Origin of the sequence: Streptococcus sp. 2018110, assembly GCF_019754115.1 — a bacterium.
GTDB lineage: Bacteria > Bacillota > Bacilli > Lactobacillales > Streptococcaceae > Streptococcus > Streptococcus hashimotonensis.
This window is the reverse complement of sequence record NZ_JAIJZO010000014.1, coordinates 22,766-46,148: the sequence shown is the minus strand read 5'-3', so window position 1 is coordinate 46,148 and position 23,383 is coordinate 22,766. Positions and strand designations below refer to the sequence as shown.

25 protein-coding genes and 1 pseudogene are annotated in these 23,383 nt (G+C 42.6%); 15 read left to right on the top strand and 11 right to left on the bottom strand.

Going from position 1 to position 23,383, the window contains the following annotated elements; genetic code table 11:
* The first annotated feature begins 8 nt into the window (after positions 1-8).
* The 3 genes from rlmN to trpB all read left to right on the top strand — a co-directional run bounded on the left by rlmN (position 9) and on the right by trpB (position 3,692).
* The gene (gene rlmN / locus K5Q34_RS08630; RefSeq protein WP_012028433.1) at positions 9-1,121 is read left to right on the top strand and encodes a 23S rRNA (adenine(2503)-C(2))-methyltransferase RlmN; all 1,113 of its coding nucleotides are present in this window, start codon (positions 9-11) and stop codon (positions 1,119-1,121) included.
* The gene (locus tag K5Q34_RS08625) at positions 1,118-1,645 is read left to right on the top strand and encodes a VanZ family protein (RefSeq protein ID WP_114866738.1); all 528 of its coding nucleotides are present in this window, start codon (positions 1,118-1,120) and stop codon (positions 1,643-1,645) included. Before rlmN ends, K5Q34_RS08625 begins: the two co-directional genes overlap by 4 nt.
* A gap of 871 nt (positions 1,646-2,516) precedes the next feature.
* On the top strand, positions 2,517-3,692 hold the full coding sequence (trpB, locus tag K5Q34_RS08620) for a tryptophan synthase subunit beta (RefSeq protein ID WP_029179798.1): 1,176 nt from the start codon (positions 2,517-2,519) through the stop codon (positions 3,690-3,692).
* Between the two features lie 307 nt (positions 3,693-3,999).
* Here the strand turns inward: trpB and nadE are convergent, their stop codons facing one another.
* The 4 genes from nadE to K5Q34_RS08600 all read right to left on the bottom strand — a co-directional run bounded on the left by nadE (position 4,000) and on the right by K5Q34_RS08600 (position 7,921).
* The gene (nadE, locus tag K5Q34_RS08615) at positions 4,000-4,824 is read right to left on the bottom strand and encodes an ammonia-dependent NAD(+) synthetase (protein ID WP_044681117.1); all 825 of its coding nucleotides are present in this window, start codon (positions 4,822-4,824) and stop codon (positions 4,000-4,002) included.
* A 12-nt stretch (positions 4,825-4,836) separates the two neighbouring features.
* Positions 4,837-6,297, bottom strand: coding sequence for a nicotinate phosphoribosyltransferase (locus tag K5Q34_RS08610; protein WP_024382383.1), 1,461 nt, complete (start codon positions 6,295-6,297; stop codon positions 4,837-4,839).
* Between the two features lie 107 nt (positions 6,298-6,404).
* Positions 6,405-7,049 carry an A24 family peptidase gene (locus K5Q34_RS08605; protein WP_014638478.1) on the bottom strand — a complete coding sequence of 215 codons (645 nt, stop codon included), beginning with the start codon at positions 7,047-7,049 and terminating at the stop codon, positions 6,405-6,407.
* A 53-nt stretch (positions 7,050-7,102) separates the two neighbouring features.
* Positions 7,103-7,921: a cation diffusion facilitator family transporter gene (locus K5Q34_RS08600; RefSeq protein ID WP_172115428.1), complete on the bottom strand. Its 819-nt coding sequence runs from the start codon at positions 7,919-7,921 to the stop codon at positions 7,103-7,105.
* Between the two features lie 121 nt (positions 7,922-8,042).
* On the opposite strand from K5Q34_RS08600, the gene K5Q34_RS08595 reads away from it, so the two are divergent.
* A complete protein-coding gene (locus K5Q34_RS08595) occupies positions 8,043-8,561 on the top strand; it encodes a TetR/AcrR family transcriptional regulator (protein WP_024396128.1) in 519 nt (172 codons plus the stop codon).
* 9 nt (positions 8,562-8,570) lie between these two features.
* Positions 8,571-9,125: a class I SAM-dependent methyltransferase gene (locus K5Q34_RS08590; protein ID WP_024401709.1), complete on the top strand. Its 555-nt coding sequence runs from the start codon at positions 8,571-8,573 to the stop codon at positions 9,123-9,125.
* Between the two features lie 16 nt (positions 9,126-9,141).
* On the opposite strand, the gene K5Q34_RS08585 is transcribed toward K5Q34_RS08590, so the two are convergent.
* Positions 9,142-9,921: an ABC transporter ATP-binding protein gene (locus K5Q34_RS08585; protein WP_205026975.1), complete on the bottom strand. Its 780-nt coding sequence runs from the start codon at positions 9,919-9,921 to the stop codon at positions 9,142-9,144.
* 132 nt (positions 9,922-10,053) lie between these two features.
* Here K5Q34_RS08585 and K5Q34_RS08580 point away from each other — a divergent pair, with 132 nt between their 5' ends.
* The 3 genes from K5Q34_RS08580 to K5Q34_RS08570 all read left to right on the top strand — a co-directional run bounded on the left by K5Q34_RS08580 (position 10,054) and on the right by K5Q34_RS08570 (position 13,467).
* Positions 10,054-11,391, top strand: a complete 1,338-nt coding sequence (locus tag K5Q34_RS08580; RefSeq protein WP_002942867.1) for a hemolysin family protein — start codon at positions 10,054-10,056, stop codon at positions 11,389-11,391.
* A gap of 120 nt (positions 11,392-11,511) precedes the next feature.
* On the top strand, positions 11,512-12,303 hold the full coding sequence (gene pflA / locus K5Q34_RS08575; RefSeq protein WP_012027587.1) for a pyruvate formate-lyase-activating protein: 792 nt from the start codon (positions 11,512-11,514) through the stop codon (positions 12,301-12,303).
* A gap of 21 nt (positions 12,304-12,324) precedes the next feature.
* Positions 12,325-13,467, top strand: coding sequence for a glycoside hydrolase family 3 protein (locus tag K5Q34_RS08570; protein WP_205032716.1), 1,143 nt, complete (start codon positions 12,325-12,327; stop codon positions 13,465-13,467).
* Positions 13,468-13,505: 38 nt separating this feature from the next.
* On the opposite strand, the gene K5Q34_RS08565 is transcribed toward K5Q34_RS08570, so the two are convergent.
* Together K5Q34_RS08565 and K5Q34_RS08560 are read right to left on the bottom strand one after the other, a co-directional pair.
* Positions 13,506-14,348: a VOC family protein gene (locus K5Q34_RS08565; protein ID WP_221864835.1), complete on the bottom strand. Its 843-nt coding sequence runs from the start codon at positions 14,346-14,348 to the stop codon at positions 13,506-13,508.
* A gap of 5 nt (positions 14,349-14,353) precedes the next feature.
* A complete protein-coding gene (locus K5Q34_RS08560) occupies positions 14,354-14,893 on the bottom strand; it encodes an NADPH-dependent FMN reductase (RefSeq protein ID WP_172115420.1) in 540 nt (179 codons plus the stop codon).
* 206 nt (positions 14,894-15,099) lie between these two features.
* On the opposite strand from K5Q34_RS08560, the gene K5Q34_RS08555 reads away from it, so the two are divergent.
* On the top strand, positions 15,100-15,447 hold the full coding sequence (locus K5Q34_RS08555) for a helix-turn-helix domain-containing protein (RefSeq protein WP_172115418.1): 348 nt from the start codon (positions 15,100-15,102) through the stop codon (positions 15,445-15,447).
* 29 nt (positions 15,448-15,476) lie between these two features.
* Here the strand turns inward: K5Q34_RS08555 and K5Q34_RS08550 are convergent, their stop codons facing one another.
* Complete coding sequence (locus K5Q34_RS08550) at positions 15,477-17,174, bottom strand: M3 family oligoendopeptidase (protein ID WP_172115416.1); 1,698 nt, start codon at positions 17,172-17,174, stop codon at positions 15,477-15,479.
* A gap of 137 nt (positions 17,175-17,311) precedes the next feature.
* Here K5Q34_RS08550 and K5Q34_RS08545 point away from each other — a divergent pair, with 137 nt between their 5' ends.
* The 3 genes and pseudogenes from K5Q34_RS08545 to nmlR all read left to right on the top strand — a co-directional run bounded on the left by K5Q34_RS08545 (position 17,312) and on the right by nmlR (position 19,305).
* Entirely contained in the window at positions 17,312-18,247 is a 936-nt protein-coding gene (locus tag K5Q34_RS08545; protein ID WP_172115414.1) for a manganese-dependent inorganic pyrophosphatase, read from the top strand.
* Between the two features lie 86 nt (positions 18,248-18,333).
* A pseudogene (locus K5Q34_RS08540) lies at positions 18,334-18,798 on the top strand (phage tail protein).
* Between the two features lie 96 nt (positions 18,799-18,894).
* Positions 18,895-19,305 carry a stress response transcriptional regulator NmlR gene (nmlR, locus tag K5Q34_RS08535; RefSeq protein ID WP_172115412.1) on the top strand — a complete coding sequence of 137 codons (411 nt, stop codon included), beginning with the start codon at positions 18,895-18,897 and terminating at the stop codon, positions 19,303-19,305.
* Positions 19,306-19,326: 21 nt separating this feature from the next.
* Here the strand turns inward: nmlR and K5Q34_RS08530 are convergent, their stop codons facing one another.
* Positions 19,327-19,641, bottom strand: coding sequence for a DUF3270 domain-containing protein (locus tag K5Q34_RS08530; protein WP_044681101.1), 315 nt, complete (start codon positions 19,639-19,641; stop codon positions 19,327-19,329).
* A gap of 160 nt (positions 19,642-19,801) precedes the next feature.
* Between K5Q34_RS08530 and K5Q34_RS08525 the strand changes: the two genes are divergently transcribed.
* Together K5Q34_RS08525 and K5Q34_RS08520 are read left to right on the top strand one after the other, a co-directional pair.
* Positions 19,802-20,731, top strand: coding sequence for a peptidase U32 family protein (locus K5Q34_RS08525; RefSeq protein ID WP_024384623.1), 930 nt, complete (start codon positions 19,802-19,804; stop codon positions 20,729-20,731).
* 121 nt (positions 20,732-20,852) lie between these two features.
* Positions 20,853-22,139, top strand: a complete 1,287-nt coding sequence (locus K5Q34_RS08520) for a U32 family peptidase (protein ID WP_014637579.1) — start codon at positions 20,853-20,855, stop codon at positions 22,137-22,139.
* A gap of 20 nt (positions 22,140-22,159) precedes the next feature.
* Here the strand turns inward: K5Q34_RS08520 and K5Q34_RS08515 are convergent, their stop codons facing one another.
* A complete protein-coding gene (locus K5Q34_RS08515) occupies positions 22,160-22,483 on the bottom strand; it encodes a hypothetical protein (protein WP_024384625.1) in 324 nt (107 codons plus the stop codon).
* A 91-nt stretch (positions 22,484-22,574) separates the two neighbouring features.
* Here K5Q34_RS08515 and K5Q34_RS08510 point away from each other — a divergent pair, with 91 nt between their 5' ends.
* Entirely contained in the window at positions 22,575-22,790 is a 216-nt protein-coding gene (locus K5Q34_RS08510) for a YdbC family protein (RefSeq protein WP_004194749.1), read from the top strand.
* Between the two features lie 11 nt (positions 22,791-22,801).
* Here K5Q34_RS08510 and K5Q34_RS08505 read toward each other — a convergent pair whose 3' ends face one another.
* Positions 22,802-23,341 (bottom strand): biotin transporter BioY, encoded by a 540-nt coding sequence (locus tag K5Q34_RS08505; RefSeq protein WP_074391754.1) that lies wholly within the window; start codon positions 23,339-23,341, stop codon positions 22,802-22,804.
* Positions 23,342-23,383: the final 42 nt, after the last annotated feature.

The following is a 23,383-nucleotide window of genomic DNA, read 5'->3' as shown; positions in this document are numbered from 1 at the left end:
GGAGAAATATGAAACCATCAATTTATGCATTTAGTCAAGCCAATCTGGTTGATTGGATTTTAGAAAACGGAGAGAAGAAGTTCCGTGCTACTCAAATTTGGGAATGGCTTTACCGTTCTCGTGTCCAATCCTTTGCGGAAATGACCAACTTGCCAAAATCTTTGATTGAAAAGTTGGAAGAACATTTTGTAGTTAACCCGCTCAAACAACGGATTGTACAGGAGTCTAAGGACGGCACTATCAAATACCTCTTTGAACTGCCAGATGGCATGTTGATTGAGACAGTTCTCATGCACCAGCACTATGGCCTTTCTGTCTGTGTAACGACACAAGTTGGCTGTAATATCGGCTGTACATTCTGTGCATCTGGATTGATTCCTAAGCAACGTGACTTGACTAGCGGTGAGATTGTGGCTCAGATTATGTTGGTACAAAAGTACTTGGATGAGCGCAATCAGAATGAGCGTGTTAGCCATATCGTTGTGATGGGGATTGGTGAGCCGCTTGATAATTACGATAATGTTATGACCTTCTTGCGAGTGGTTAATGACGACAAGGGCTTGGCAATTGGTGCCCGTCACATCACTGTTTCGACGTCAGGTTTAGCACCTAAAATTCGTGAGTTTGCACGTGAAGGTGTCCAAGTGAACTTGGCAGTATCTCTACATGCGCCAAATAATGACCTTCGTTCGAGCATTATGCGGATTAACCGCAAATTCCCTATAGAAGTTCTTTTTGAAGCAATCGAAGACTATATCAAAGTGACCAACCGCCGTGTGACTTTTGAGTATATTATGCTCAATGAGGTCAACGATGGAGTGGAACAGGCACAGGAATTGGCTGACTTGACCAAGAACATCCGTAAATTGTCTTATATCAACCTGATTCCTTATAACCCAGTTAGTGAACATGATCAGTACAGTCGTTCAACCAAGGAACGTACTCTTGCTTTCTTTGATGTTTTGAAGAAAAATGGTGTTAACTGTGTCGTTCGTCAGGAACATGGTACAGATATTGATGCTGCCTGTGGTCAATTGCGCTCCAATACGCTCAAGAAAGACCGTGAAAAAGCACGTGCTCGTATTGCAGCCGCAAAAGCAAAGGCAGGTATTCGAGCATGAGAAAATTCTTCCAAGCAGATGGAAACTTGACCAAGCTAGGAAGACAGATTTGTAAGACCTTAGCTGGAGCCTATGCTCTGGCTATTGTTTTACTTTGTTTTCTACCTCAGACTTGGTACCCTCAGTATAAGGATTTCTCGACCCCAGGAATTATTCAAATCGGCCGTCTCTATCTTTTACCAACGCCTTTCAACAGTATCGTAAACGGGGACAAGGTAGATAGTTTGGCGGACCTAGGATGGATTTTCTTGCAAAACATCACTAATATTTTTCTACTTTTCCCTCTGATTTTTCTTCTTTTGTTTCTTAGGGAAGAATGGCGGAGCCTTCGAGCGGTGATTCGTTATAGTTTTTGTATCAGTCTTTTTATTGAATGCACACAATTACTACTGGATTTGCTGATTGATGCCCAACGCGTCTTTGAAATCGATGATTTATGGACCAATACAATGGGGGGAATACTAGCCTATTTTACCTATTCATTGATAAAGAGAGGGATAATCCTTTCCAAAAAGGAGTCTTAGAACCTATCGTCACAGGTTCAGAATGTCCATCTAAGGCTATTGTTTAAGTTACACATCGTTATTTTTTTGAAATACAGTCAGTATTCCCTTAAAAATAACCTTGACTAACTAAAGCTGTCTTTGATATAAGCGCTTCGCTCGTGAGTACAGTTTTTTAGAAAGTCACTTAAGCAGAGTGGCTTTTTGTTAGTTTTTAATGGATTCAGGCAATGGAAACTGAATTTTCAAATTGTTTAGAAAATTTCTGAAAATTACTTGACCATTCCGATTTTGTAACGTATAATTACAAGTAATCAGAAAAAGTAATAAACACTTTGTCTTTAGAGAGTCTATGGTTGGTGTGAATAGATGATAGAGGTTTATGAAATGGGCTGATGCCAAACAAGCATTCGTATCCATTTTATGGATTGTCTGGTTTAGTAAAGCGAGTTTGGTTCGATGAATTCGAAACAATGAGAATTCGGTCCGCACCCCTTATCGTGCGCCTCCTTGTTAGAGGAGAAAAAGTTATGGACTTTTCTAGTCGAGTCCATAAGTGAGGTGGCACCGTGTCCATTGACGCCCTCGCAGGATGTGTTTTCCTGCGTGGGCTTTTTCATTGTCTGTGTAGATTGCTTTTATATTTTGTCGCGATTGGCTTGCCTACTTCAAACAGTCCAGTGGACTGTTTGAGGTCAATGCTTGAAAATGAGGAAGCATTGAGTTGTATTTGCGTCTCTGTTCCTTATCTAAAAGCAATCTACTTTGACAATGATAGAAATTACGAGGTAATCAAGATGAAACGATGGCGTAGCAATTAAGGATAAGTAAAGAAGGATTAAACTCTTGACCTTATTGGTCTCTTGTAGCGAATGTTGAAAGAGGGAATTATATGACAGAAAAAGGTTATTTCGGACAGTTTGGTGGTAGTTTTGTACCAGAGCAAATTCAGGTTTTGTTGGATCAGTTGGAGGAAACGTTTGAACAGTACCGCAATGATCCAGAATTTTTGGCGGAATACCAAGCTTATCTGAAAGATTATGCTGGTCGTGAAACACCATTGTATTTTGCGGAATCATTGACCAAGGAGCTTGGTGGAGCGAAAATCTATCTCAAACGGGAAGATTTGAATCACTTAGGTTCTCATAAGTTAAACAATGTGCTGGGGCAAATTCTGTTGGCAAAAAGAATGGGGAAAACTCGAGTGATTGCAGAAACTGGTGCTGGTCAACATGGGGTTGCGACGGCTGCTGTAGCTGCCCGCTTTGGTTTGGGCTGTGATGTCTATATGGGAGCTGAAGATGTCAAACGCCAACGCCTCAATGTTTTTCGAATGGAGATGATGGGGGCGCGTGTTCATGCTGTCACAGATGGAACGCAAACCTTGAAAGAGGCAGTTGATGCGGCATTCGGTGCTTGGATGGCAGATTTAGATGCCTTCTATGTTTTGGGATCAGCAGTCGGTCCTCATCCTTATCCGACGATTGTCCATGAGTTTCAAAAGATTATTAGTCTAGAATCTCGCCGTCAGATTTTAGAAAAAGAAGGTCGTTTGCCAGACTACGTTATTGCCTGTGTGGGTGGCGGTTCCAATGCCATCGGTGCATTTTCTCAATATTTACCAGATGAGTCAGTCAAGCTTATCGGTGTAGAAGCTGCTGGTAAAGGTGTTGATACAGAACTACATGCGGCGACTATGACTAAGGGAACAGTTGGTGTGGTTGATGGTATGAAGACGATCTCCCTCTTTGATGAAAATGGTGGAGTTGCACCTGTTTATTCCATTTCAGCAGGCTTGGACTATCCAGGCGTTGGACCAGAACATGCCCACTATAAGGAAACTGGTCGTGTTAATTATGTCGCAGCAACAGATGATGAGGCTGTTAATGCCCTTCTGACCTTAAGTCGTACAGAAGGAATTCTTCCAGCCATTGAATCGTCTCATGCGATTGCAGAAGCTATTCGATTAGCACCACAACTAGATAAAGATAAAATCATTATTATCAATGTTTCCGGTCGAGGAGACAAGGATGTCGCAGCGATTGCGGATTATTTGGAGAGTAGATAAAAGAAAACCCCTGACGGTTGTGCCTATCGTCAGGGGATAATTTTTATACTCAATGAAAATCAAAATCAGACTTGCTCCAAAGGTTCGGGGAACCTTTGGAGGTTGGCGATAGAGCGAACCTGTTCGCTACAAAAAGGTTTGGGGAACCTTTGGAGGTTGGCGATAGAGCGAACCTAGTTCGTATCGATATGATGCAGATAGAACACTGTTCCTTTTATATTTCAAGAGAACAGGCTGAAAACCTCCACAGGAGCTTTTCAGTCATCAAATCAAGTCAACAACGTCTGATTTTGATTTTCGAAGAGTATTATTTCCAAAAGTCATCAAAAATCGTAATTGGCAGGTGGCGTTTGTGGGCTGTTTTGTTCCACCAGCCTTCGATAATGGTTTGGGCTTGAGGGTCGATGGTTTTACCTTCGAGATAGTCGTCGATTTGGTTATAGGTAACACCGAGTGCGACTTCGTCAGCAAGGCCTGGTTTGTCTTCTTCCAAGTCTGCAGTAGGAACTTTGAGGTAGAGTTTTTCATCTGCCCCCAGTTCAGCTAGAAGCTGTTTTCCTTGGCGTTTATTGAGGCGGAAGAGGGGGAGAATGTCTGCGCCGCCGTCGCCGTGCTTGGTAAAGAAGCCAGTGATATTTTCAGCGGCATGGTCGGTTCCAATAACAGCCCCCTTGCGTTCCCCAGCGATAGCGTATTGGGCAATCATGCGCATGCGGGCTTTAGCATTTCCCTTATTAAAATCAGACATAGTAAGCCCATTTGCATTGACTGCAGCCACCATGGCATCTGTCGATTCCTTGATGTTGATGGTTAGGCTGACATCGGGTTGGATAAAGGCTAGGGCTGCCTGGGCGTCAGACTCGTCAGCCTGCACACCGTAAGGTAGGCGGATAGCGATAAATTGGTAGGAGTCGTCACCTGTTTCCGTCCGCATTTCTTCCATAGTCAGCTGGGCCAAACGACCAGCCAAGGTCGAATCTTGTCCACCAGAAATCCCCAAGACATAGGTTTTCAAAAATGGGTGTTTTTTCAGGTAGTCTTTGAGAAAGTCGATGGAGCGACGGATTTCTTCTTTGGGGTCAATGCTTGGCTTGACACCTAATTCTTTGATGATTGTTTCCTGTAGGGTCATAACATACCTTTCTTAGATGGATTTGGTCTGAGTTTGTTTGCGGATGCGATTGATGAGGTTCATCTTATTATCCCAAACATCTTGTGCCAAGTCGACTGGATAGAGCTGTGGGTTGAGCACACGTTTGTATTCATCCCAGAGCTTATCAAATTCTTGATTGGCATAGGTTTGAATTTCAGCTAGGCTTGGAAGTTCATAGACCTGTTTTCCTTTTTCGAAAATAGGAACTAGGAGAGGACGTGCATCAAAGTTCTCGATGGTTTTATTGATGTAGGTGTAAGTTGGATGGAACATATAGATATTATCCATCTGTGTGACGTCGGTGTCCGCAAAGGTGATGTAGTCCCCTTCTGATTTTCCTTTTTCTTTGGAGGTGATGCGCCAAACCTGTTTCTTACCAGGAGTGGAGACTTTTTCCGCATTAGAAGACAGCTTGATGGTGTCACGCATATTTCCATCTTCATCTTCGATGGATACAATCTTGTAGACAGCGCCCAAGGCAGGTTGGTCGTAGGCGGTGATGAGTTTGGTACCAACTCCCCAGACATCAATTTTTGCCTTTTGCATTTTGAGGTTGAGGATGGTATTTTCATCCAGGTCATTAGATGCGTAAATCTTCGCATCTGTAAAACCTGCATCATCTAATTGCTGACGAACTTTCTTGGAAATATAGGCCATATCGCCTGAATCAATCCGAACCCCTTTGAAGTTAATCTTATCTCCCATTTCTTTGGCAACCTTGATGGCTGCTGGAACACCAATACGAAGCGTATCATAGGTATCAACGAGGAAGACACAGTCATGATGGGTTTCAGCGTAGGCTTTGAAAGCCTTGTAATCATCTCCGTATGTTTGAACCAAGGCGTGGGCATGGGTACCAGCGACAGGGATACCGAAGATTTTGCCAGCTCGAACATTGGAAGTCGCAGATGCTCCACCAATAAAGGCTGCCCGTGTACCCCAGATAGCAGCATCCATTTCTTGGGCACGGCGAGTGCCAAATTCCATCAAGGGCTCATCTTCAATGACGGCCTTGATACGGCGAGCTTTTGTGGCAATCAGGGTTTGGTAGTTGACGATGTTTAAGAGGGCAGTTTCGATTAGTTGGCATTGTGCCAATGGTCCTTCGATTTGAAGAATGGGTTCGTTAGCGTAGACCAGGTCGCCCTCCTTAGCCGAACGGACAGTGAGAGTCATTTCCAATTGGGACAAGTAATCAAGGAAAGCCTGCGGATAACCCAGTTCTGTCAGATAGTCGATGTCTGTCTGGCTAAAGCTGAGATTGTTGAGGTAGTTTACAACGCGTTCCAAACCGGCAAATACAGCGTAGCCATTTTTAAAAGGTTGTGAACGGAAATAGACTTCAAATACAGCGTGTTTATTGTGGATGTTTTGGTCAAAATAGACCTGCATCATGTTGATTTGATAAAGGTCGGTATGCAGGGTTAGACTGTCATCCTTAAATAGTGTCATAACGTTTCTCCTTTTGCCTTCCGATCAAGAAGGTACTCCAATTATTTTGATGGAGTTGAACTCTAATATGCCTTCTATTATAACAAAAAAATCGAGAAAAACTCGATTTAGATGCACAGAATGATAGGAATACTTGAAAGAAAAAGGAGTGGTACGTAGGGAATAGACTTGGGTTTGAAAATAGTGAAGACAAGAAGCCCTAGGAGGGAACTAATTTGGATAATCCAGAGGAGTTCTGTAAATCCACATATTAAGGCCAAACTTGCCAGATAGAGAAAGTCACCAGAACCAATATTGATTTGCCATTTTTCAGTCAGATAGGCCAAGAGTAAAAAGCCACAGAAAAGCCAGTTGAGCTGGGAGAGTACCAGAGCTATAAAAGTAAAAACGAGCCAGACAGCAAAGGGATATTCCTGATGCTTGATGTCATAAATGGTTAAAACTAGCCCTGCTAAGCTGAGAATGGTTTCGGTTAGGTTTAGGACTTGAAAATGGCAGAGCAGGACAACTAGACCAGCTAAGAATTCCAATCCCAGATACCAATAAGGTATCTTCGCCTTGCAGTAACGGCATTTGGATTTTGTCGAAAGTTGGGATAGGATTGGAATTAGGTCCCAGGCTTTGAGCCGTCGCTTGCAGGCATTGCAGTGACTAGAGGGGGAGATAATGGACTGTTCAGGGAAACGGTCGATGACCAATCCCAAGAAGGAGCCGATTGAAGCTCCAAGGAAAAATAGGATAATTGTCTTCATACCTATTTATTCGCAAATGGGTGGAGGAAAATGAGATATTTTTTTAAATTTTTTTACAAAATTTCGATGGTACTCTGGATAATGCCAAAGGAATGGAGAGAATTCCGTATTTTTGCTTTGGTCTTGTCTGCTAAAGCAGGATTTGTCAGTTTGACCGTCACAGTCGCACAATGTTCATATCCATCCATGGTCCAGACATTTAGCTGAGTGATTTCGTGAACATTTTCAAGAGCCAGAAGGACTCCTTTAACTTCTTCAAGATTTACTCCTTGCGGACTTGTTTCAAGCAATATCTTTATATTGTTCCAAACTTTTGGCAGGGCTTTGGAGAGGATGAAGATAGCAATACAGAACGAGAGAAGTGGGTCTAGAAAGTACCAATCAGTAAATTGAAGAATGATGGAAACAAGGATGACCGCCAGCCATCCCAAAATATCCTCTAAAAAGTGCAAGCTGAGAATGGATTCAGTATGGCTATAGCCATTTTTTACAATACGGGAAGCAAGGAAATTGATGATGACAGCGATAATCCCAAGTACCAGCATCCCATCTTGATTGACAGGCTGGGGATGGAAGAGATTGGGAATGTTTTCCACGATGATCAAGCTGGAGCCGATAATCAGAATGCTAGAAGTCAAGAGAGCGGCCAAAATATTCCATCTCTTGTAGCCAAAGGGATAGACCTTGTCAGCAGGCTTGTTGGCATAGGTTTGCATGATGGCAGAGCTTCCGATGGCGAGGGCGTCACCCAAATCATGAACAGCATCTGCTAAGATAGCGCTGGAACCAAAGAGCCAGCCAAAGATAAACTCGATGATAGAGAAGCTGAGATTGAGGAGAAAAGCGATAAATGTATTTTTAGAAGATGACATGAGATTCCCTTTCTGTGTTATACTGTTTATAGGTTTATTATGTACTGTAATGAGCTGAAAAACTAGAAACAAGAGAAACGGTTTGTCTTTTTCTGAACAAATTGTTTGAAATGTACGAAAAATGGATAGACGAATTGCAAAAACAAAAAGGGCTATTTTTCAGGCTTTTTTGACCTTATTAAATGATAAGGGCTATGACGAGATGCGCGTGCAGGATGTCATTGACCTGGCAGATGTGGGGCGCTCCACTTTCTATGCCCACTATGCCAGCAAGGAAGCACTGTTAGAAGAGCTTTGTCATGACCTCTTTCATCATTTATTTACAGGTCGTGAAGATGCGGATGTGAAGACCTTATTGGTTCATATTTTCAAACACTTTCGGACCAATCAAGATCGTGTTGCCAGCCTTTTATTGTCCCGCAATGCCTATTTTCTAAGAGAGCTGGAAGCGGAGTTGAAACACGACATTTTTCCAAAAGTGGCTGAAGATTACATGCAGGATAAGAGAAATCTTCCAGAGGATTTGCTGGTACATTTTGTCGTGACGACTTTTGTGGAGACGGTCAGCTGGTGGCTCCAGCAACGCAAAAAGGTGGACGAAGCCACCTTGACCGAATATTATGTAAGATTATTAGCTTAAGGAGAGAAAATGCTTAGACCTTTACACATGGCTCATGCCTTTTTAGATGAGATTTTAACTGACCAAGACCTAGCGGTCGATGCGACTATGGGAAATGGGCATGACACGCTATTTTTAGCCCAGCGAGCAGGAAAAGTGGTGGCCTTTGATATTCAGGAACAAGCCCTGACCACAACGGCTGAAAAACTAGAAAAAGCTGGCTTGACCAATGCCCAATTGGTTTTGACTGGACACGAAAACCTAGACCAGTATGTGGAGGAGTGCAAGGCAGCCATTTTCAATCTGGGCTATCTTCCTTCGGCAGATAAGTCAGTCATCACCCTGCCTGCAACCACCCTTCAAGCCATAGAAAAAGTCCTTGACCGTCTGGTGGTGGGTGGTCGCCTAGCCATCATGGTTTACTATGGTCACGAGGGCGGAGCTCTTGAGAAGGATGCAGTTTTAGACTTTATCAGCCAGTTAGACCAGACTGTCTTTACAGCCATGCTCTACAAACCACTCAACCAAGTCAATACCCCACCATTTTTGGTGATGGTGGAACGATTAAGATCCAGCTCAAACTAGGGCTGGATTTGTTTTTTTATAATATCGGCTTAATGAACAATCTTCCCTCACCCAAGTCAATCAATTCCACCTGATTGCCATAAAAATCGCTGAGGAGTTCAGGTGTCAGGATGTCTTCTTTGGGTCCCTGTGCCAAGACCATGCCATCTTTGAGCAGGAGGACATGGGTGAAATTATCAGTGATTTCTTCGGCGTGATGGGTGACGTAGATAATGGCAGGAGCCGTTGGGAGTTGGCAGATATGGTCGATGTGGTGGAGCAGGCGTTCGCGAGCCAAAAGGTCTAAGCCCACAGTAGCCTCGTCCAAAATCAAAATAGCCGGCTCTTCCATCAAACTTCGGGCGATGAGCAGGAGTTGGCGTTCACCTTGTGACAAACTAGCATAGGCTCGACCAATCAAGTGCTCAGCCTTAATGGTTTTAAGCATGTCTATGGCTTCATTCAATTCAGCTTGACCGTATTCACGGTAGAGGATGGAGGATTTGTACTTTCCAGTCAGAACAATCTGCTCAGCTGTCAAATCAATAGGAAAGCGTTCTGCAAGGAAAGAACCAACGACCCCAATCTTAGTGCGAAGGCTAGGAATATCTCCCTTGCCAAACTCCACTCCAAGAACCGTCAAGTCACCAGATGTCTTCCAAAACTCAGCCATTAGAATACGAAGGAGGGTTGACTTTCCAGCCCCATTTAGCCCTAAAATAGCCCAACGCTCGCCTTTTCTAAATTCCCAGTTGATGTCTTCTAAAATAGTTTTACCTTGTCGTTTATAGTGGACATTCTTCATCGAAATAATCATAGTTGTTCTCCTATTCCTTTTGATTATTGTAACATAAACAGACATGAGGGACTATTTATAACAAGAAATATGTTAATTTTTAGAATTTGTGGTATAATGGAAATGTTATAAATTTTATTATAGGAGAACATCATGGAAGACCCTGGTAGTCAGACCATCTATTTACAACTGTTAATTTTATTCTTATTGACCCTATTCAATGCCTTCTTTTCAGCCTCTGAAATGGCGCTTGTTTCTCTAAATCGTTCAAGAGTAGAACAAAAGGCCGCAGACGGTGAGAAGAAATATATTCGCTTGCTTCAAGTTTTAGAAAATCCTAACAATTTTCTATCAACCATTCAGGTCGGTATTACCTTCATCTCCATCCTTTCAGGTGCCAGCTTGGCTAATGATTTGGGAGCTGTATTTGCCAAATGGATGGGGAATTCAACAACAGCGCAAACCGCAGGATACTGGCTTGCACTGGCTATGTTGACTTTCGTTTCAATCGTTCTTGGTGAATTGTACCCTAAGCGGATTGCCATGAATATGAAGGAAAATCTGGCAGTAGTCACTGCACCTGTGATTATTTTCCTTGGAAAAATTGTGAGTCCGTTCGTGTGGTTATTATCAGCTGCAACGAATCTTATCAGCCGTATTACTCCTATGAATTTTGATGATGCGGATGAGCAGATGACACGGGATGAAATTGAATATATTTTGACAAAGAGTGAGAAAACCTTAGATGCCGAAGAAATTGAAATGCTTCAAGGTGTGTTCTCTTTAGATGAGCTGATGGCACGTGAAGTAATGGTTCCCCGTACGGATGCTTTCATGGTGGATATTGAGGATGATACAGCAACCATCATGGCAGCCATCCTCAAGCAGAATTTTTCACGTATCCCTGTTTATGATGGCGATAAGGACAATATCATTGGTCTGATTCATACCAAGAAAATCTTGTCAGAAGCTTTCAGTAATGGCTTTGACAATCTCAACATCCGCCGCATTATGCAGGAGCCTCTCTTCGTTCCAGAAACGATTTTCGTGGATGATTTGTTGACATCATTGAGAAATACCCAAAATCAAATGGCCATCTTGTTAGATGAGTATGGTGGAGTTGCAGGTCTCGTTACCTTGGAAGATTTGCTGGAAGAAATTGTCGGGGAAATTGATGATGAGACCGATAAGACAGAAATTTTTGTCCGAGAAATTGCTGACAACACCTATATCGTCCAAGGAAATATGACTTTAAATGACTTCAATGAGCATTTTGAGATGGAGTTGGAAAGTGATAACGTTGATACGATTGCTGGTTATTATCTGACAGGGGTCGGTACCATTCCGAGCCAAGACGAAAAGGTTTCCTTTGAAGTAGATAGTAAAGATCACCACCTAGTTCTTATTAACGATAAAGTAAAAAATGGTCGCGTAACAAAATTAAAACTCTTGATTACACCACTGGAGAAAGAAGAAACCGATAAGGACTAGGGCAACCTAGTCTTTTAGCTTTCTTCTTACGGAAGATGATAGTTATGAAAGAAAGAAAGTAAATGATAGAAGCGTTTTCATTTTTGTGATATACTAGTCTTATAAAATGATGAGGATGAGATGATGACAGAAATTGATTATCGTAAAGTGACAGGTTTGGTTCATTCAACAGAGAGTTTTGGTTCGGTTGATGGTCCAGGGGTACGTTTTGTAGTCTTTATGCAGGGCTGTCACATGCGTTGCCAGTATTGCCATAACCCAGATACTTGGGATCTGGTCAATCCAGCAGCGACTGAGAGAACGGCAGAAGATGTCTTGAATGAAGCCCTGCGTTTTCGTATGTTTTGGGGAAAAGAAGGGGGTATTACCGTTTCAGGTGGTGAAGCAACCATCCAGATTGATTTTTTAATTGCTCTGTTTACCCTTGCAAAAGAAAAAGGGATTCACACTACTTTGGATACCTGTGCGTTGACTTTCCGTAAGACAGAGCGCTACTTGGAAAAATATAGTCGGCTTATGGAAGTAACAGACTTGGTGCTCCTTGATATTAAGGAAATGAATCCTGAGCAACATCGCATTGTGACAGGTCATAGTAACAAGACTATTTTAGAATGTGCTCAATATCTATCAGACATTGGTAAGCCTGTTTGGATTCGTCATGTCCTGGTACCAAATTTGACTGACCGAGATGAGGACTTGATTGAACTTGGTAAGTTTGTTAAAACATTAAAAAATGTCGAACGTTTTGAGGTGTTACCTTATCACAATCTTGGTGAATTTAAGTGGCGTGAGTTGGGCAGACCCTATCCACTAGAGGGGACTAAGCCCCCAACGAAGGCTCGAGTGGAAAATGCAAAGGCTTTGATGGAGACAGAAACCTATCAGGAGTACTTGAATAGAATTAAGGGATAATAGTGAAGAGGTCGGAGATTGATGCGGAAAAGATTTAATGTGTTAGGGACAAGTATCACTTGTCTCTTGTTTATTGGGCTTATGTTAGGCTTGTTCTTTTTGGGAAATCGAACACAAAAGGAGCAAACCAAAGTTGCAACGACATCGTCTAGCCAAGAAATATCTGCTAGGGACAAAGTGATTGCAAATTATCTAGATCAGATGACCTTAGAAGAAAAGGTCGGACAGATGATCTTTGCTCGGATGCCATCTGCAGGACAAACTGAGGCATTGGAAACCTATCATTTTGGGGGTTATATCTTATTTGCAAGTGATTTTGAAGGTAAGACACTGGAGCAAGTTAAAGAAGAGATTGCTTCTTATCAATCACTTTCAAAAGTGCCGCTATTAATGGCTTCAGATGAGGAAGGTGGGACGGTAACGCGGATTAGTCAACTTCTGGAAACACCTTTTGCATCACCTTTGGAATTGTACCAAGCTGGTGGCATTGAGGCGATTTTGTCGGATGCCAAGCAGAAGACCAGTCTTTTAAAGGAAGAGGGAATCTATGCAGGCTTCTTCCCAGTTGCGGATTTATCCACCAATCCATCATCTTTTATCTACGATAGGACCATTGGGCAGGATGCGAAAACCACCGCAGACTATATTGGTCAATTGGTCAAATTGTTAAAGCAAGAACAGTTTACTTCGACTTTGAAACATTTCCCGGGTTATGGGGACAATGCTGATTCGCATACGGATTTGGTCTATGACAACCGAAGTTTAGAAGATTTGCGTGCCAATGATTTTCTCCCCTTTAAAGCTGGGATTGAAGCAGGTGCAGACTCTATCATGGTTAGCCACAATATCGTACCTGCCATTGATAATGTCCCATCATCTATTTCACCTGAAATCAATAAAATCCTTCGGAATGAGCTTGGTTTTGAGGGGGTCATTATGACGGATGATTTTGATATGCAGGGCTTGGTCCAATTTGTAGATCAAGATACAGGTGCCTTGCAGACCATTCAAGCTGGGACAGATATGATTTTGTCTTCAAGTTATGCCAGTCAAATTCCTTATATTATCGAACAAGTAAAGGCTGGAACTATTACAGAGGAGCGAATTGACCAATCCGTCAAACGGATTTTGGGAATGAAATATGATCTTGGCTTAATCAAATAAACAAAGAAAAGGAAGTGCTAGATACTTCCTTTTTCGTATTATTCTAAAACAAGCTTAGTTTTTATGCCATCCACATCAACAAAGGCTGCGCTATTGTCTAGTCTTTGAAGGTTTAGGTTTGCAGCAATGGCACGATTCAAGGTTGCTTCAAATACTTCTGGATTGGAATAAATGACCGTATAGTAGGCAAGTCCTGGCATGCCTTCTTTTCTGGTTTTCAGATTTTTTCCTCCCCATTCATTGACAGCTAGGTGGTGATGGTAGTCGCCAGAAGCTAACCAGGATGCAGATGGGACGGAGAATTTATCCTCGATAGCTAGGACCTCTTGGTAAAATCGGCTAGAAGCTGCGCTTTCTCGGACAGATAGATGGATATGGCCCATGCGACTGCCAGCTGGCATCTGATAGGCAGCGTCAGCTTTTTTTCCTAAAGCATAGATAGCCTCTGCATCCATAGGCTCAGTAATGCCGACGATGCGGCCGTCTGGGCGGACATCCCATGTGTCTTGAGGTAGGTCGCGGTAAATCTCGATGCCATTGCCTTCGGTGTCGGCTAAGTAAATGGCTTCGCTGTAACCGTGGTCGCTGGCGCCTTGGAGGGGAATCTTATTGTCGATAAAGTGGCGGAAAATGGTACCCAAGTCTTCACGGCTTGGTAGGACAATGGCCAAGTGGTAGAGACCGTAGCTATGGCTGACTTCGTCTTTCTGCTCTGTTTGAATTAGGCGGACAAGGGTGGTTTTTTCAACGCCAAGATCAATCTGGTTAGGGCTTTGGGAGAGGACTTGGAGCCCCAAGACTTGTTGGTAAAACAGGCTTTGGAGTTCTAAATCGCGGACGTTGAGGGCGACATGGCCCAGTTCAAATTGGGAATTGTACATAGGCATTAAGCTTCCAACAATGCTTGAGCTTGGGTCTGCAAACCGGCAATGGCTTCCTCTGACAAGACCAATTCTCCAGTTCCCCATGCTTCTGGGTTGACAGTTGTACCTGTAAATTCACCTACGACTTGCATACGAACAAATGGTAATAGAGCTTGGTAGCTAGCAAACATTTGGTCATGACCAGCGTTGGCAACAGATGATACGGTAACGATTTTGTCTTGAAGGGCAGATGGACCACGTGTATCTGACAAGTCAAGGGCACGGCTGAGCCAGTCAATCAAGTTTTTCACAGTGCCAGGGATGGCAAAGTTGTAAACGGGCGAGAAAATCCAGATGGCATCTGCTGCCATGATGGCATCGCGTGCAGCTTGGACAGCTGGCAAGACTGGTGTTTCAAGGTCTTGGTTCATAAGCGGGATTTCTTTATAGTTAAGATAAGATACAGTTGCTTGACCTTCTAAAATGCTTTCTGCTTGTTTAGCCATTTGGTGGTTAAATGAACCTTCACGCAATGAACCGACGATAAATAAGATGTTCTTCATTTGTTTTTCTTCCTTCTTTGTAAAGATTTTTTTGAAAGTTGAGATAAGAGACATATATCCTCCTCTTAAGAAAATTCTTTCCTACTTTCGTAGTTTATGGTATGATTGTAGCAAATACAGTTCAAAATACAAGTAGGTATTTTTGGAATAGTCACTATCTTTTTCTAAAGTAATGTGGCGATTCAAGGAAAAAAAGGAGGAGTTTGATGCCTGATTATCATACAAAAAATGTTTATGCCTGTCCTTACTTGGCAACGCAGACAGTGTTATCAGGGAAATGGAATATTTTGCTATTGCATCATATTGAGGACGGACCGATTCGGTTTAATGAATTGCATCGTCGATTAACAGGGATTTCCCAAGCAACCTTGACTAAGCAGTTGCGGCAATTAGAAGAAGACGGCTTGATTATGCGTAAGGTTTACGCCCAAGTTCCACCAAAAGTGGAATATGAACTGAGTGAGATTGGCCAGGAATTTAAGTTGGTCTTGGAGCAAATCGAAACATTTGGGGATAAATACATCAACTTTGTCAAATCAAAAAAATCTGAATGAGTCACTTGATTCATTCAGATTTTTGCGTTTTATAGTTCATCATCCTTAACTGCATTTAACCAATCGGCCGCAGCTTTGGCGGTACTTTCGAGGGCACCTTCTTTGAATGGTGATTGGAGGTTTGCGGCTTCAACCACTTGCAAGAAGGACTTGGTGCCACCCAAATCACAGATGCGGATGTAGTCTTCCCAAGCATTTTCATCGTGATCTACTTGCGTACGTTTCCAGAATTGGAGGGCACAAACTTGGGCCAAGGTGTAGTCAATGTAGTAGAATGGGCTAGCAAAGATATGACCTTGACGGTACCAGAAGATACCGCGGTTGAGGGCTTCTGACTCGGAATAGTCACGGTCTGGCAAGTAGAGGTCTTGGAGTTTTTTCCAAGTTGCCTTGCGTTCTGCAGGTGTCATTTCTGGATGTTCATAGACTTCGTGCTGGAAGTGGTCCACCAAGACACCGTAAGGCAAGAAGAGTAGGGCACTTGCCAAGTGGGTAAATTTATATTTATCTACTTGTTCCTTGAAGAAACGGTCCATCCACGGCCAAGTCATAAATTCCATAGACATGGAGTGGATTTCACAGGTTTCATAGGTTGGCCAGACAACTTCTGGACTTTGAATCCAACGGGAACGATAGACTTGGAAGGCGTGACCTGCTTCGTGGGTCAAAACATCAATATCACCGCTGGTTCCGTTGAAGTTAGAGAAGATAAATGGGCTCTTGAAGTCAGGGATATAGGTACAGTAGCCACCACTGTTTTTTCCTGGTTTTGCGACCAAATCCAAGAGTTCATGCTCAATCATGAAATCAAAGAACTCGCCCGTTTCAGCGGATAATTCGCGGTACATGTCTTGGGCTTGGCTGACGATAAAGTCAGGGTCACCTTGAGGAACAGCATTTCCATCCAAGTACTCAAGGTTGAGGTCGTAGTGCTTGAGGCTTGGAACTTGCAAGCGTTTGGCTTGGAGTTGACGCAAATCTTGCACAATCGGTACGATGTGCTTGAGGATTTCTTCACGGTACACCTTGACCATGTCACGATTGTAGTCGAAACGGTTCATCTTGAGGTAGCCGTATTCCACATAGTCCTTGAAGCCAAGTTTGTGGGCGATTTCTGTACGGACTTTTACTAATTCATCGTAAACACGGTCAAAATCAGCTTCCTTGCTTTCAAAGAAGGCAGTTGTGGCAGCAGATGCAGCCTTGCGGACCTCGCGGTCAGTTGATTGACCGAATGGCCCCATTTGTGCCAGGTTGTAAGTCTGACCTTGGAAATCAATCTCTGCACCAGCAATCAGTTTACTGTACTCATCGGTCAATCCATTTTCCTTTTGGAACAAGGGAATCACATCAGATGAGAAGGTCTTGAGCTTGTTTTCTGCCTGCATGAAGAAGGTTTGAGGCAAGATGTCTGACAGCTCTTCCTTATACGGCGTCTGAACAATGACACGGTAGTAGTTGGTGGTCAATTCTTCAAAAAGTGGCGAATATTCATTCCAAAACTTGGTTTCTTCATTGTAGAACTCATCGTTCATGTCGATAGTATGGCGGATCATCCAGAGGTTGTACTGGGTATCGACCAAGTTGAGTAATTTGGTAACGGCTGCCACAAGTGTACGAGTTGTTTCCAAGTCACTTGCCTGAGCCAACTGGTCTGTCAGGTCAGAAAATTGAGCCTTGATAGCTTCATAATCTGGACGGACATAGGTATAGTCTGAAAATTTCATATGTTTCTCCTTTTGTATTGCTACCTTCTATCTTACTCTTTTTGAAAACGTTTGGCAAATCCCGACCCGTCCATGTTCACAAGTCTTTCTATTTATGGTAAAATGTAGGAGATTATTAGAAAAATGAGGTTGTAGACATGTCTAAATTTTTAGTTTTTGGTCACCAAAATCCTGATACAGATGCCATTGCATCATCATACGGTTGGGCTCACTTGGAGCGTGAAGTGTTTGGTCGTGATGCGGAAGCAGTTGCACTTGGAACGCCAAATGAAGAAACAGCGTTTGCGCTTGACTATTTTGGTGTTACTGCACCGCGCGTGGTTGAGTCTGCTAAGGCAGAAGGCGTTAGCCAAGTCATCTTGACAGACCACAATGAATTCCAACAATCAATCGCAGACATCGAGGATGTGGAAGTGGCAGCTGTTATTGACCACCACCGTGTCGCAAACTTTGAAACCGCAAATCCATTGTACATGCGTTTGGAGCCAGTAGGTTCAGCATCTTCAATCGTTTACCGTTCCTTCAAAGAAAATGGAGTAACACCTCCAAAAGAAGTGGCTGGTCTCCTCCTATCAGGTTTGATTTCAGATACACTCTTGCTCAAATCGCCAACTACTCATGCAACAGATCCACAAGTAGCAGCTGAATTGGCTGAAATTGCTGGTGTGAACTTGGAAGAATACGGCTTGGCACTCTTGAAAGCAGGAACCAACCTTGCCAGCAAGTCAGCAGAAGAATTGATTGACATCGATGCAAAAACCTTTGGTTTGAACGGAAATGACGTGCGTGTAGCCCAAGTCAACACAGTGGACATTGCAGAAGTCTTGGAACGCCAAGCAGAAATCGAAGCAGCTATGACAGCGGCATCAGCAGCAAATGGTTACTCTGACTTTGTTTTGATGATTACAGACATCGTTAACTCAAACTCTGAAATCCTTGCGCTCGGTAGCAACATGGACAAGGTAGAAGCAGCCTTCAACTTCAAGTTGGAAAATAACCACGCCTTCCTTGCAGGTGCCGTTTCACGTAAGAAACAAGTGGTGCCACAGTTGACTGACGCTTTCAACGCCTAATGAATTTTTCTACCGACCTCGAACCTGAAGTCGGTAGGGAGGTTTTACCTAGCACCTTCGGGTGCTTTTTTACTAAAGGAGAAACAATGTCCTACACAGTTAATTTCAAAGAAGTCGAAACGACGGGCTTGGAAACCAGCCCAGTCGCAGAAGTCTTGGCCGGTCTGCGTGCCAATGAAGCCCGCTATTTCTGGAACAAATATAAGCAGGAGTTCGTGGTCTTTACGCCGGAAGAAAAGCCTGAAATCCTGCCCTTCATCGAGAAGGTCTTGGCAGAGCGGGATATGGTTTTTCCTTATACTCCACTCAATGTCGCTTAGCTTGAGGTAGACGGTATTCTCTGGTCATTTGTTTTTTATGACAATGGCCTGGCTGTCAATGTCCTCTATACGCTAGAAGAAGGAGGCAAACGAGCGGTCGGTTTCAAATTGTCAGATGGCATTGATATTCCCAAAGAATTTGAAGGTAAATTCAAGTTTGCCCGACAACGCTCCAAACTAGCAGGCGAAATTCGTGGCACTTTCTTCGTTGTCAAGGGAGAATATTTGTAAGCAAGAATCTGGGATTTCCCAGATTTTTTAAAAATGGCTTGACTTGGAGTGGACTTCAAGGTGTATAATAAGCGAAAACAAAGAAAGGAACTCGGAATGAATATCAAAGAAGTGAGTCAGTTGACCAGTCTATCGGCAGATACCATTCGCTACTATGAACGGATAGGACTTATTCCCAAAATTGCAAGAAAATCTTCTGGAGTAAGAGACTTTTCGGAAAATGATGTAGCCATTTTGGAATTTATTCGCTGTTTTAGGAGTGCGGGTATGTCTATTGAGCGCTTGATTGAGTATATGGGCTTGGTGCAGGCTGGAGATAGTACAGTGGAAGCCCGGATTGATTTACTAAAAGAGGAACAGGAAGAATTGCGGTCACGCTTGTCGGAAATTCAGCAAGCTCTAGATCGTTTAGATTATAAAATAGAGAATTACCAGACTATATTAAGAGGTGCAGAGAATCAATTGTTTGCAGACGGCAGTAGTTCATTCAAAAAAGGCAGAGGATAACTTCTCTGCCTTTATAATTCATTATTCATTTTTTCTTATAACTTGTTTGGGTTTAAATTTCTTCTTTAGCCCAATTTGAACCAAACGTAGTCCAAGAAAACCCGTCGCACTTGCCAATATGATGGCAATAAAAACAGGAATGCCTATGGATAGATAGACATAACTAGCGATGACTGTTATCAAACTAAAAAATGCGATATTAACAAAAAACAACAATTCCTTTAGACGTTCTTTATTGGTATTTTTTGCCTGATAGGTTTGAAAATTAGCCTTTTTCTCTTTCGGGATATACTCTTCGTACTGGTACTCATGGGACTGATAGTGTCTTAATGCCATATCGTCTCCTTTTCTGCTCCTTAAAGAATACCATAACATTGCTGAATTTTTATGTCATTTATATTACAATAATGTTACAAGAGAAAGATTAGAAAAGTCTGAACATTAAAATACAGGTAGTCACTTATCAGATATTTCTCTTTTTGATATAATTATCTTTATGGAAAAAATTATCATTACAGCAACAGCTGAAAGTATTGAGCAGGTCAAAGAACTGCTTGCAGCAGGAGTTGACCGTATTTATGTTGGGGAAGAGGACCATGCCCTTCGCATCCCAACAAATTTTACCTATGATGAACTCAGGGAAATAGCAGAGCTAGTTCATAGCGCTGGGAAGGAATTGACGGTCGCTGCCAATGCCCTCATGCACCAAGATATGATGGACAATATCAAACCGTTCATGGAGCTAATGAGGGAAATCAAGGTTGATTATCTGGTTGTCGGAGATACTGGAATTTTCTATATCAATAAACGTGATGGCTACAATTTCAAGCTAATCTATGATACATCTGTCTTTGTGACTTCCAGCCGTCAGATTAACTTTTGGAAAGATCATGGAGCAGTAGAGGCTGTTTTGGCAAGAGAGATTCCATCAGAAGAACTCTTTGATATTGCTAAGAACTTGGAAATGCCAGCGGAAATCTTGGTCTACGGTGCCTCTGTTATTCACCATTCTAAACGAACCTTGTTACAGAATTACTACAATTTTACAAAGGCTGATGAGACAGATTTGTCACGTGGACGTGGACTTTTCTTAGCTGAGCCGAGTGACCCAGATAGCCACTATTCTATCTTTGAGGACAAGCATGGTACCCATATCTTTATCAACAATGACATTGATATGATGACCAAGCTGTCAGAATTAGATGAACATGGTTATCATAATTGGAAACTTGATGGTATCTATTGCCCTGGTCAGAACTTTGTTGAAATTGTTAAGCTTTTTGTTCAAGCAAGAGATTTGATTGAAAAAGGCGAATTCACTTATGATCAGGCCTTCCTTTTGGATGAACAGGTGCGCAAGCTCCATCCAGCTGAACGTGGCTTGGATACAGGCTTCTACGAATTTGACCGCAATAAGGTTAAATAAGTTTCAGTTTAATCATATATTTATTATTTTACTTACTCTATCCTGGCAGAGTTAGCTCTGCCCCAAGTTTCCGAATGAAACAACATCGTTATTCTATCCTGCAAATAGAAAGAAGTTTATTATGTCAAAAACATTAAAGCGTCCCGAGGTCTTGTCACCTGCTGGGACTTTGGAGAAATTGAAGGTAGCCATTGATTATGGTGCTGATGCTGTCTTTGTCGGTGGCCAGGCCTACGGTCTGCGTAGCCGTGCAGGGAACTTTACCATGGATGAGATGCGGGAAGGAATCGAATATGCCCATGCCCGTGGAGCCAAGGTCTATGTAGCTGCCAACATGGTCACCCACGAAGGCAATGAAGAAGGAGCGGGAGCTTGGTTCCGTGAACTACGAGACATGGGCTTGGATGCGGTTATCGTTTCCGACCCAGCCCTTATCGTTATCTGTGCAACCGAAGCACCAGGTCTTGAAATTCACCTATCTACACAGGCCTCCTCCACCAACTACGAAACCTTCGAGTTCTGGAAAGAATTGGGCTTAACCCGTGTCGTTTTAGCCCGTGAAGTGACCATGGAAGAGGTGGCTGAAATCCGCAAACGCACAGACGTGGAGATTGAAGCCTTTGTTCACGGAGCCATGTGTATCTCCTACTCAGGCCGCTGCGTCCTCTCCAACCACATGAGCAAACGCGATGCCAACCGCGGCGGCTGCTCTCAGTCTTGTCGTTGGAAGTACAATCTCTATGATCTCCCATTTGGCGAAGAACGTCGTTCGATTAAAGGGGAAATCCCAGAGGAGTTCTCCATGTCTGCGGTGGATATGTGTATGATCGACCATATTCCAGACATGATTGAAAATGGGGTCGATAGCCTGAAAATCGAAGGCCGTATGAAATCTGTCCACTATGTATCAACCGTAACCAACTGTTACAAGGCGGCGGTAGATGCCTATCTTGAAAGCCCAGAAAAGTTTGAAGCAATCAAACAAGATCTGATTGATGAAATGTGGAAGGTTGCCCAACGTGAATTGGCGACAGGTTTCTACTATAGCCCGCCGAGTGAAAATGAGCAGCTCTTTGGAGCCCGCCGTAAGATTCCAGAATACAAATTCATCGCAGAAGTAGTAGCCTTTGACAAGGAAACCATGACCGCCACCATTCGCCAACGCAATGTTATCAATGAGGGCGACCAAGTGGAGTTCTACGGACCAGGCTTCCGTCATTTTGAAACGACTATTCAGGACTTGCATGATTCAAATGGAGAAAAGATTGACCGTGCCAACAAGCCGATGGAACTCTTAACTATTAAGCTGGACCGTGAAATCTATCCTGGCGACATGATCCGTGCCTGCAAATCAGGTCTCATCAACCTCTATCAAGAAGATGGGCAATCCCTAACTATTCGTGCATAAACAAACAAAAGGCTGAAATTTCAGCCTTTTGTTTGTTGTTGAGAAGTCTTGATGCTATCTGGAACCAAGGTAACTTTTTTTATGTCTTCGATTTTTATAATGCTGGTAACCTGACGTTTAAAATTTTTCATGATAATCCGTTGGCGATTGGTATCATATTTCACAATGTCACCTGTGAAACTACGATCACCATAGATGACATGGACTGCAGCTTTTTTATATAAAGCCAGCTCCAAGTTATTCTTGATTTCTTCCTTGCTATCTGGCTCAATAGACTTAGGAGCTTTGCCATGTTCTAAAAAGACGGTGATCTGCTCGAAAATAACTTCTAAAAACCTCTTCATGGCATAATCCTTTCAAACTTGATATAATTATATTATCTAATTTTTATAAAAATGACAAGCTTTTTCGAATAGATAAGTGAGGAGGTAACAAATGGCAGAATTTACATTTGAAATTGAAGAAAAATTATTGGTCTTATCTGAAAATGATAAAGGATGGACCAAGGAGCTTAATCGAGTATCTTTTAATGGCGCACCAGCCAAGTATGACATCCGTACCTGGAGTCCTGACCATACCAAGATGGGGAAAGGGATCACTCTTAGCAATGAGGAATTTCAAGTTTTACTCGATGCGTTTGCTAATAAATAAATGAAAGAAGCCTAAGCAAAATAGGCTTCTTTTTTGATAACAGGTTGCAATAAACGATGACAAATCATGACTAGTGTAATTTTAGCTAAATCAGGAAGAATGAAAGGCAGAACAGTCCATCCGATAGTGTCAGTCCAACTGGCACCTGAAACTAGCTTAAATACAAAACAGCCGAGAAGGAAACAGATACTTGTTCCAAGTAGGCAGGCTAGAAAAATTGTAATTGGTGAGGAGTCTGATTTAGTGAGGGCAGAAGTGATGATAGTGTAGAGTAGAAACCCCCATAGAAAGCCAGATGTCGGTCCTGTGAGTGCAGCAAAGCCACTAGAAAAACCGGAAAAAACAGGTAAACCGATAGCGCCAAGAACTAGATATAAGCTGACACTTGTAATTGCCTCCTTGGGTTTGTATAGACAAGCTACTAAGCCGATAGCCAGGGTTTGTAATGTAAATGGTACAGGTCCAATAGACAGACTGATTTGTGAAAGGGTGGAAATTAAGGCTGTTCCAATAGCGATATAAACAAGTGATTTGATAGAAGTTGTTTTCATTTGTTATCCTTTTAAAATTTTATGGTTAACAAAAATTATAGT

Excerpts from the sequence above, each read along its gene's own strand:
- K5Q34_RS08545 (WP_172115414.1), top strand. The coding sequence starts at position 17,312 with ATGTCTAAATTTTTAGTTTTTGGTCACCAAAATCCTGATACAGATGCC.
- trpB (WP_029179798.1), top strand. The coding sequence starts at position 2,517 with ATGACAGAAAAAGGTTATTTCGGACAGTTTGGTGGTAGTTTTGTACCA.
- K5Q34_RS08590 (WP_024401709.1), top strand. The coding sequence starts at position 8,571 with ATGCTTAGACCTTTACACATGGCTCATGCCTTTTTAGATGAGATTTTA.
- K5Q34_RS08515 (WP_024384625.1), bottom strand. The coding sequence starts at position 22,483 with ATGAAGAGGTTTTTAGAAGTTATTTTCGAGCAGATCACCGTCTTTTTA.
- K5Q34_RS08565 (WP_221864835.1), bottom strand. The coding sequence starts at position 14,348 with ATGTACAATTCCCAATTTGAACTGGGCCATGTCGCCCTCAACGTCCGC.
- pflA (WP_012027587.1), top strand. The coding sequence starts at position 11,512 with ATGATGACAGAAATTGATTATCGTAAAGTGACAGGTTTGGTTCATTCA.
- K5Q34_RS08605 (WP_014638478.1), bottom strand. The coding sequence starts at position 7,049 with ATGAAGACAATTATCCTATTTTTCCTTGGAGCTTCAATCGGCTCCTTC.
- K5Q34_RS08550 (WP_172115416.1), bottom strand. The coding sequence starts at position 17,174 with ATGAAATTTTCAGACTATACCTATGTCCGTCCAGATTATGAAGCTATC.
- K5Q34_RS08510 (WP_004194749.1), top strand. The coding sequence starts at position 22,575 with ATGGCAGAATTTACATTTGAAATTGAAGAAAAATTATTGGTCTTATCT.
- K5Q34_RS08580 (WP_002942867.1), top strand. The coding sequence starts at position 10,054 with ATGGAAGACCCTGGTAGTCAGACCATCTATTTACAACTGTTAATTTTA.
- K5Q34_RS08525 (WP_024384623.1), top strand. The coding sequence starts at position 19,802 with ATGGAAAAAATTATCATTACAGCAACAGCTGAAAGTATTGAGCAGGTC.
- K5Q34_RS08560 (WP_172115420.1), bottom strand. The coding sequence starts at position 14,893 with ATGAAGAACATCTTATTTATCGTCGGTTCATTGCGTGAAGGTTCATTT.
- K5Q34_RS08505 (WP_074391754.1), bottom strand. The coding sequence starts at position 23,341 with ATGAAAACAACTTCTATCAAATCACTTGTTTATATCGCTATTGGAACA.
- K5Q34_RS08555 (WP_172115418.1), top strand. The coding sequence starts at position 15,100 with ATGCCTGATTATCATACAAAAAATGTTTATGCCTGTCCTTACTTGGCA.
- nmlR (WP_172115412.1), top strand. The coding sequence starts at position 18,895 with ATGAATATCAAAGAAGTGAGTCAGTTGACCAGTCTATCGGCAGATACC.
- nadE (WP_044681117.1), bottom strand. The coding sequence starts at position 4,824 with ATGACCCTACAGGAAACAATCATCAAAGAATTAGGTGTCAAGCCAAGC.
- K5Q34_RS08610 (WP_024382383.1), bottom strand. The coding sequence starts at position 6,297 with ATGACACTATTTAAGGATGACAGTCTAACCCTGCATACCGACCTTTAT.
- rlmN (WP_012028433.1), top strand. The coding sequence starts at position 9 with ATGAAACCATCAATTTATGCATTTAGTCAAGCCAATCTGGTTGATTGG.
- K5Q34_RS08600 (WP_172115428.1), bottom strand. The coding sequence starts at position 7,921 with ATGTCATCTTCTAAAAATACATTTATCGCTTTTCTCCTCAATCTCAGC.
- K5Q34_RS08520 (WP_014637579.1), top strand. The coding sequence starts at position 20,853 with ATGTCAAAAACATTAAAGCGTCCCGAGGTCTTGTCACCTGCTGGGACT.
- K5Q34_RS08595 (WP_024396128.1), top strand. The coding sequence starts at position 8,043 with ATGGATAGACGAATTGCAAAAACAAAAAGGGCTATTTTTCAGGCTTTT.
- K5Q34_RS08530 (WP_044681101.1), bottom strand. The coding sequence starts at position 19,641 with ATGGCATTAAGACACTATCAGTCCCATGAGTACCAGTACGAAGAGTAT.
- K5Q34_RS08625 (WP_114866738.1), top strand. The coding sequence starts at position 1,118 with ATGAGAAAATTCTTCCAAGCAGATGGAAACTTGACCAAGCTAGGAAGA.
- K5Q34_RS08585 (WP_205026975.1), bottom strand. The coding sequence starts at position 9,921 with ATGATTATTTCGATGAAGAATGTCCACTATAAACGACAAGGTAAAACT.
- K5Q34_RS08570 (WP_205032716.1), top strand. The coding sequence starts at position 12,325 with ATGCGGAAAAGATTTAATGTGTTAGGGACAAGTATCACTTGTCTCTTG.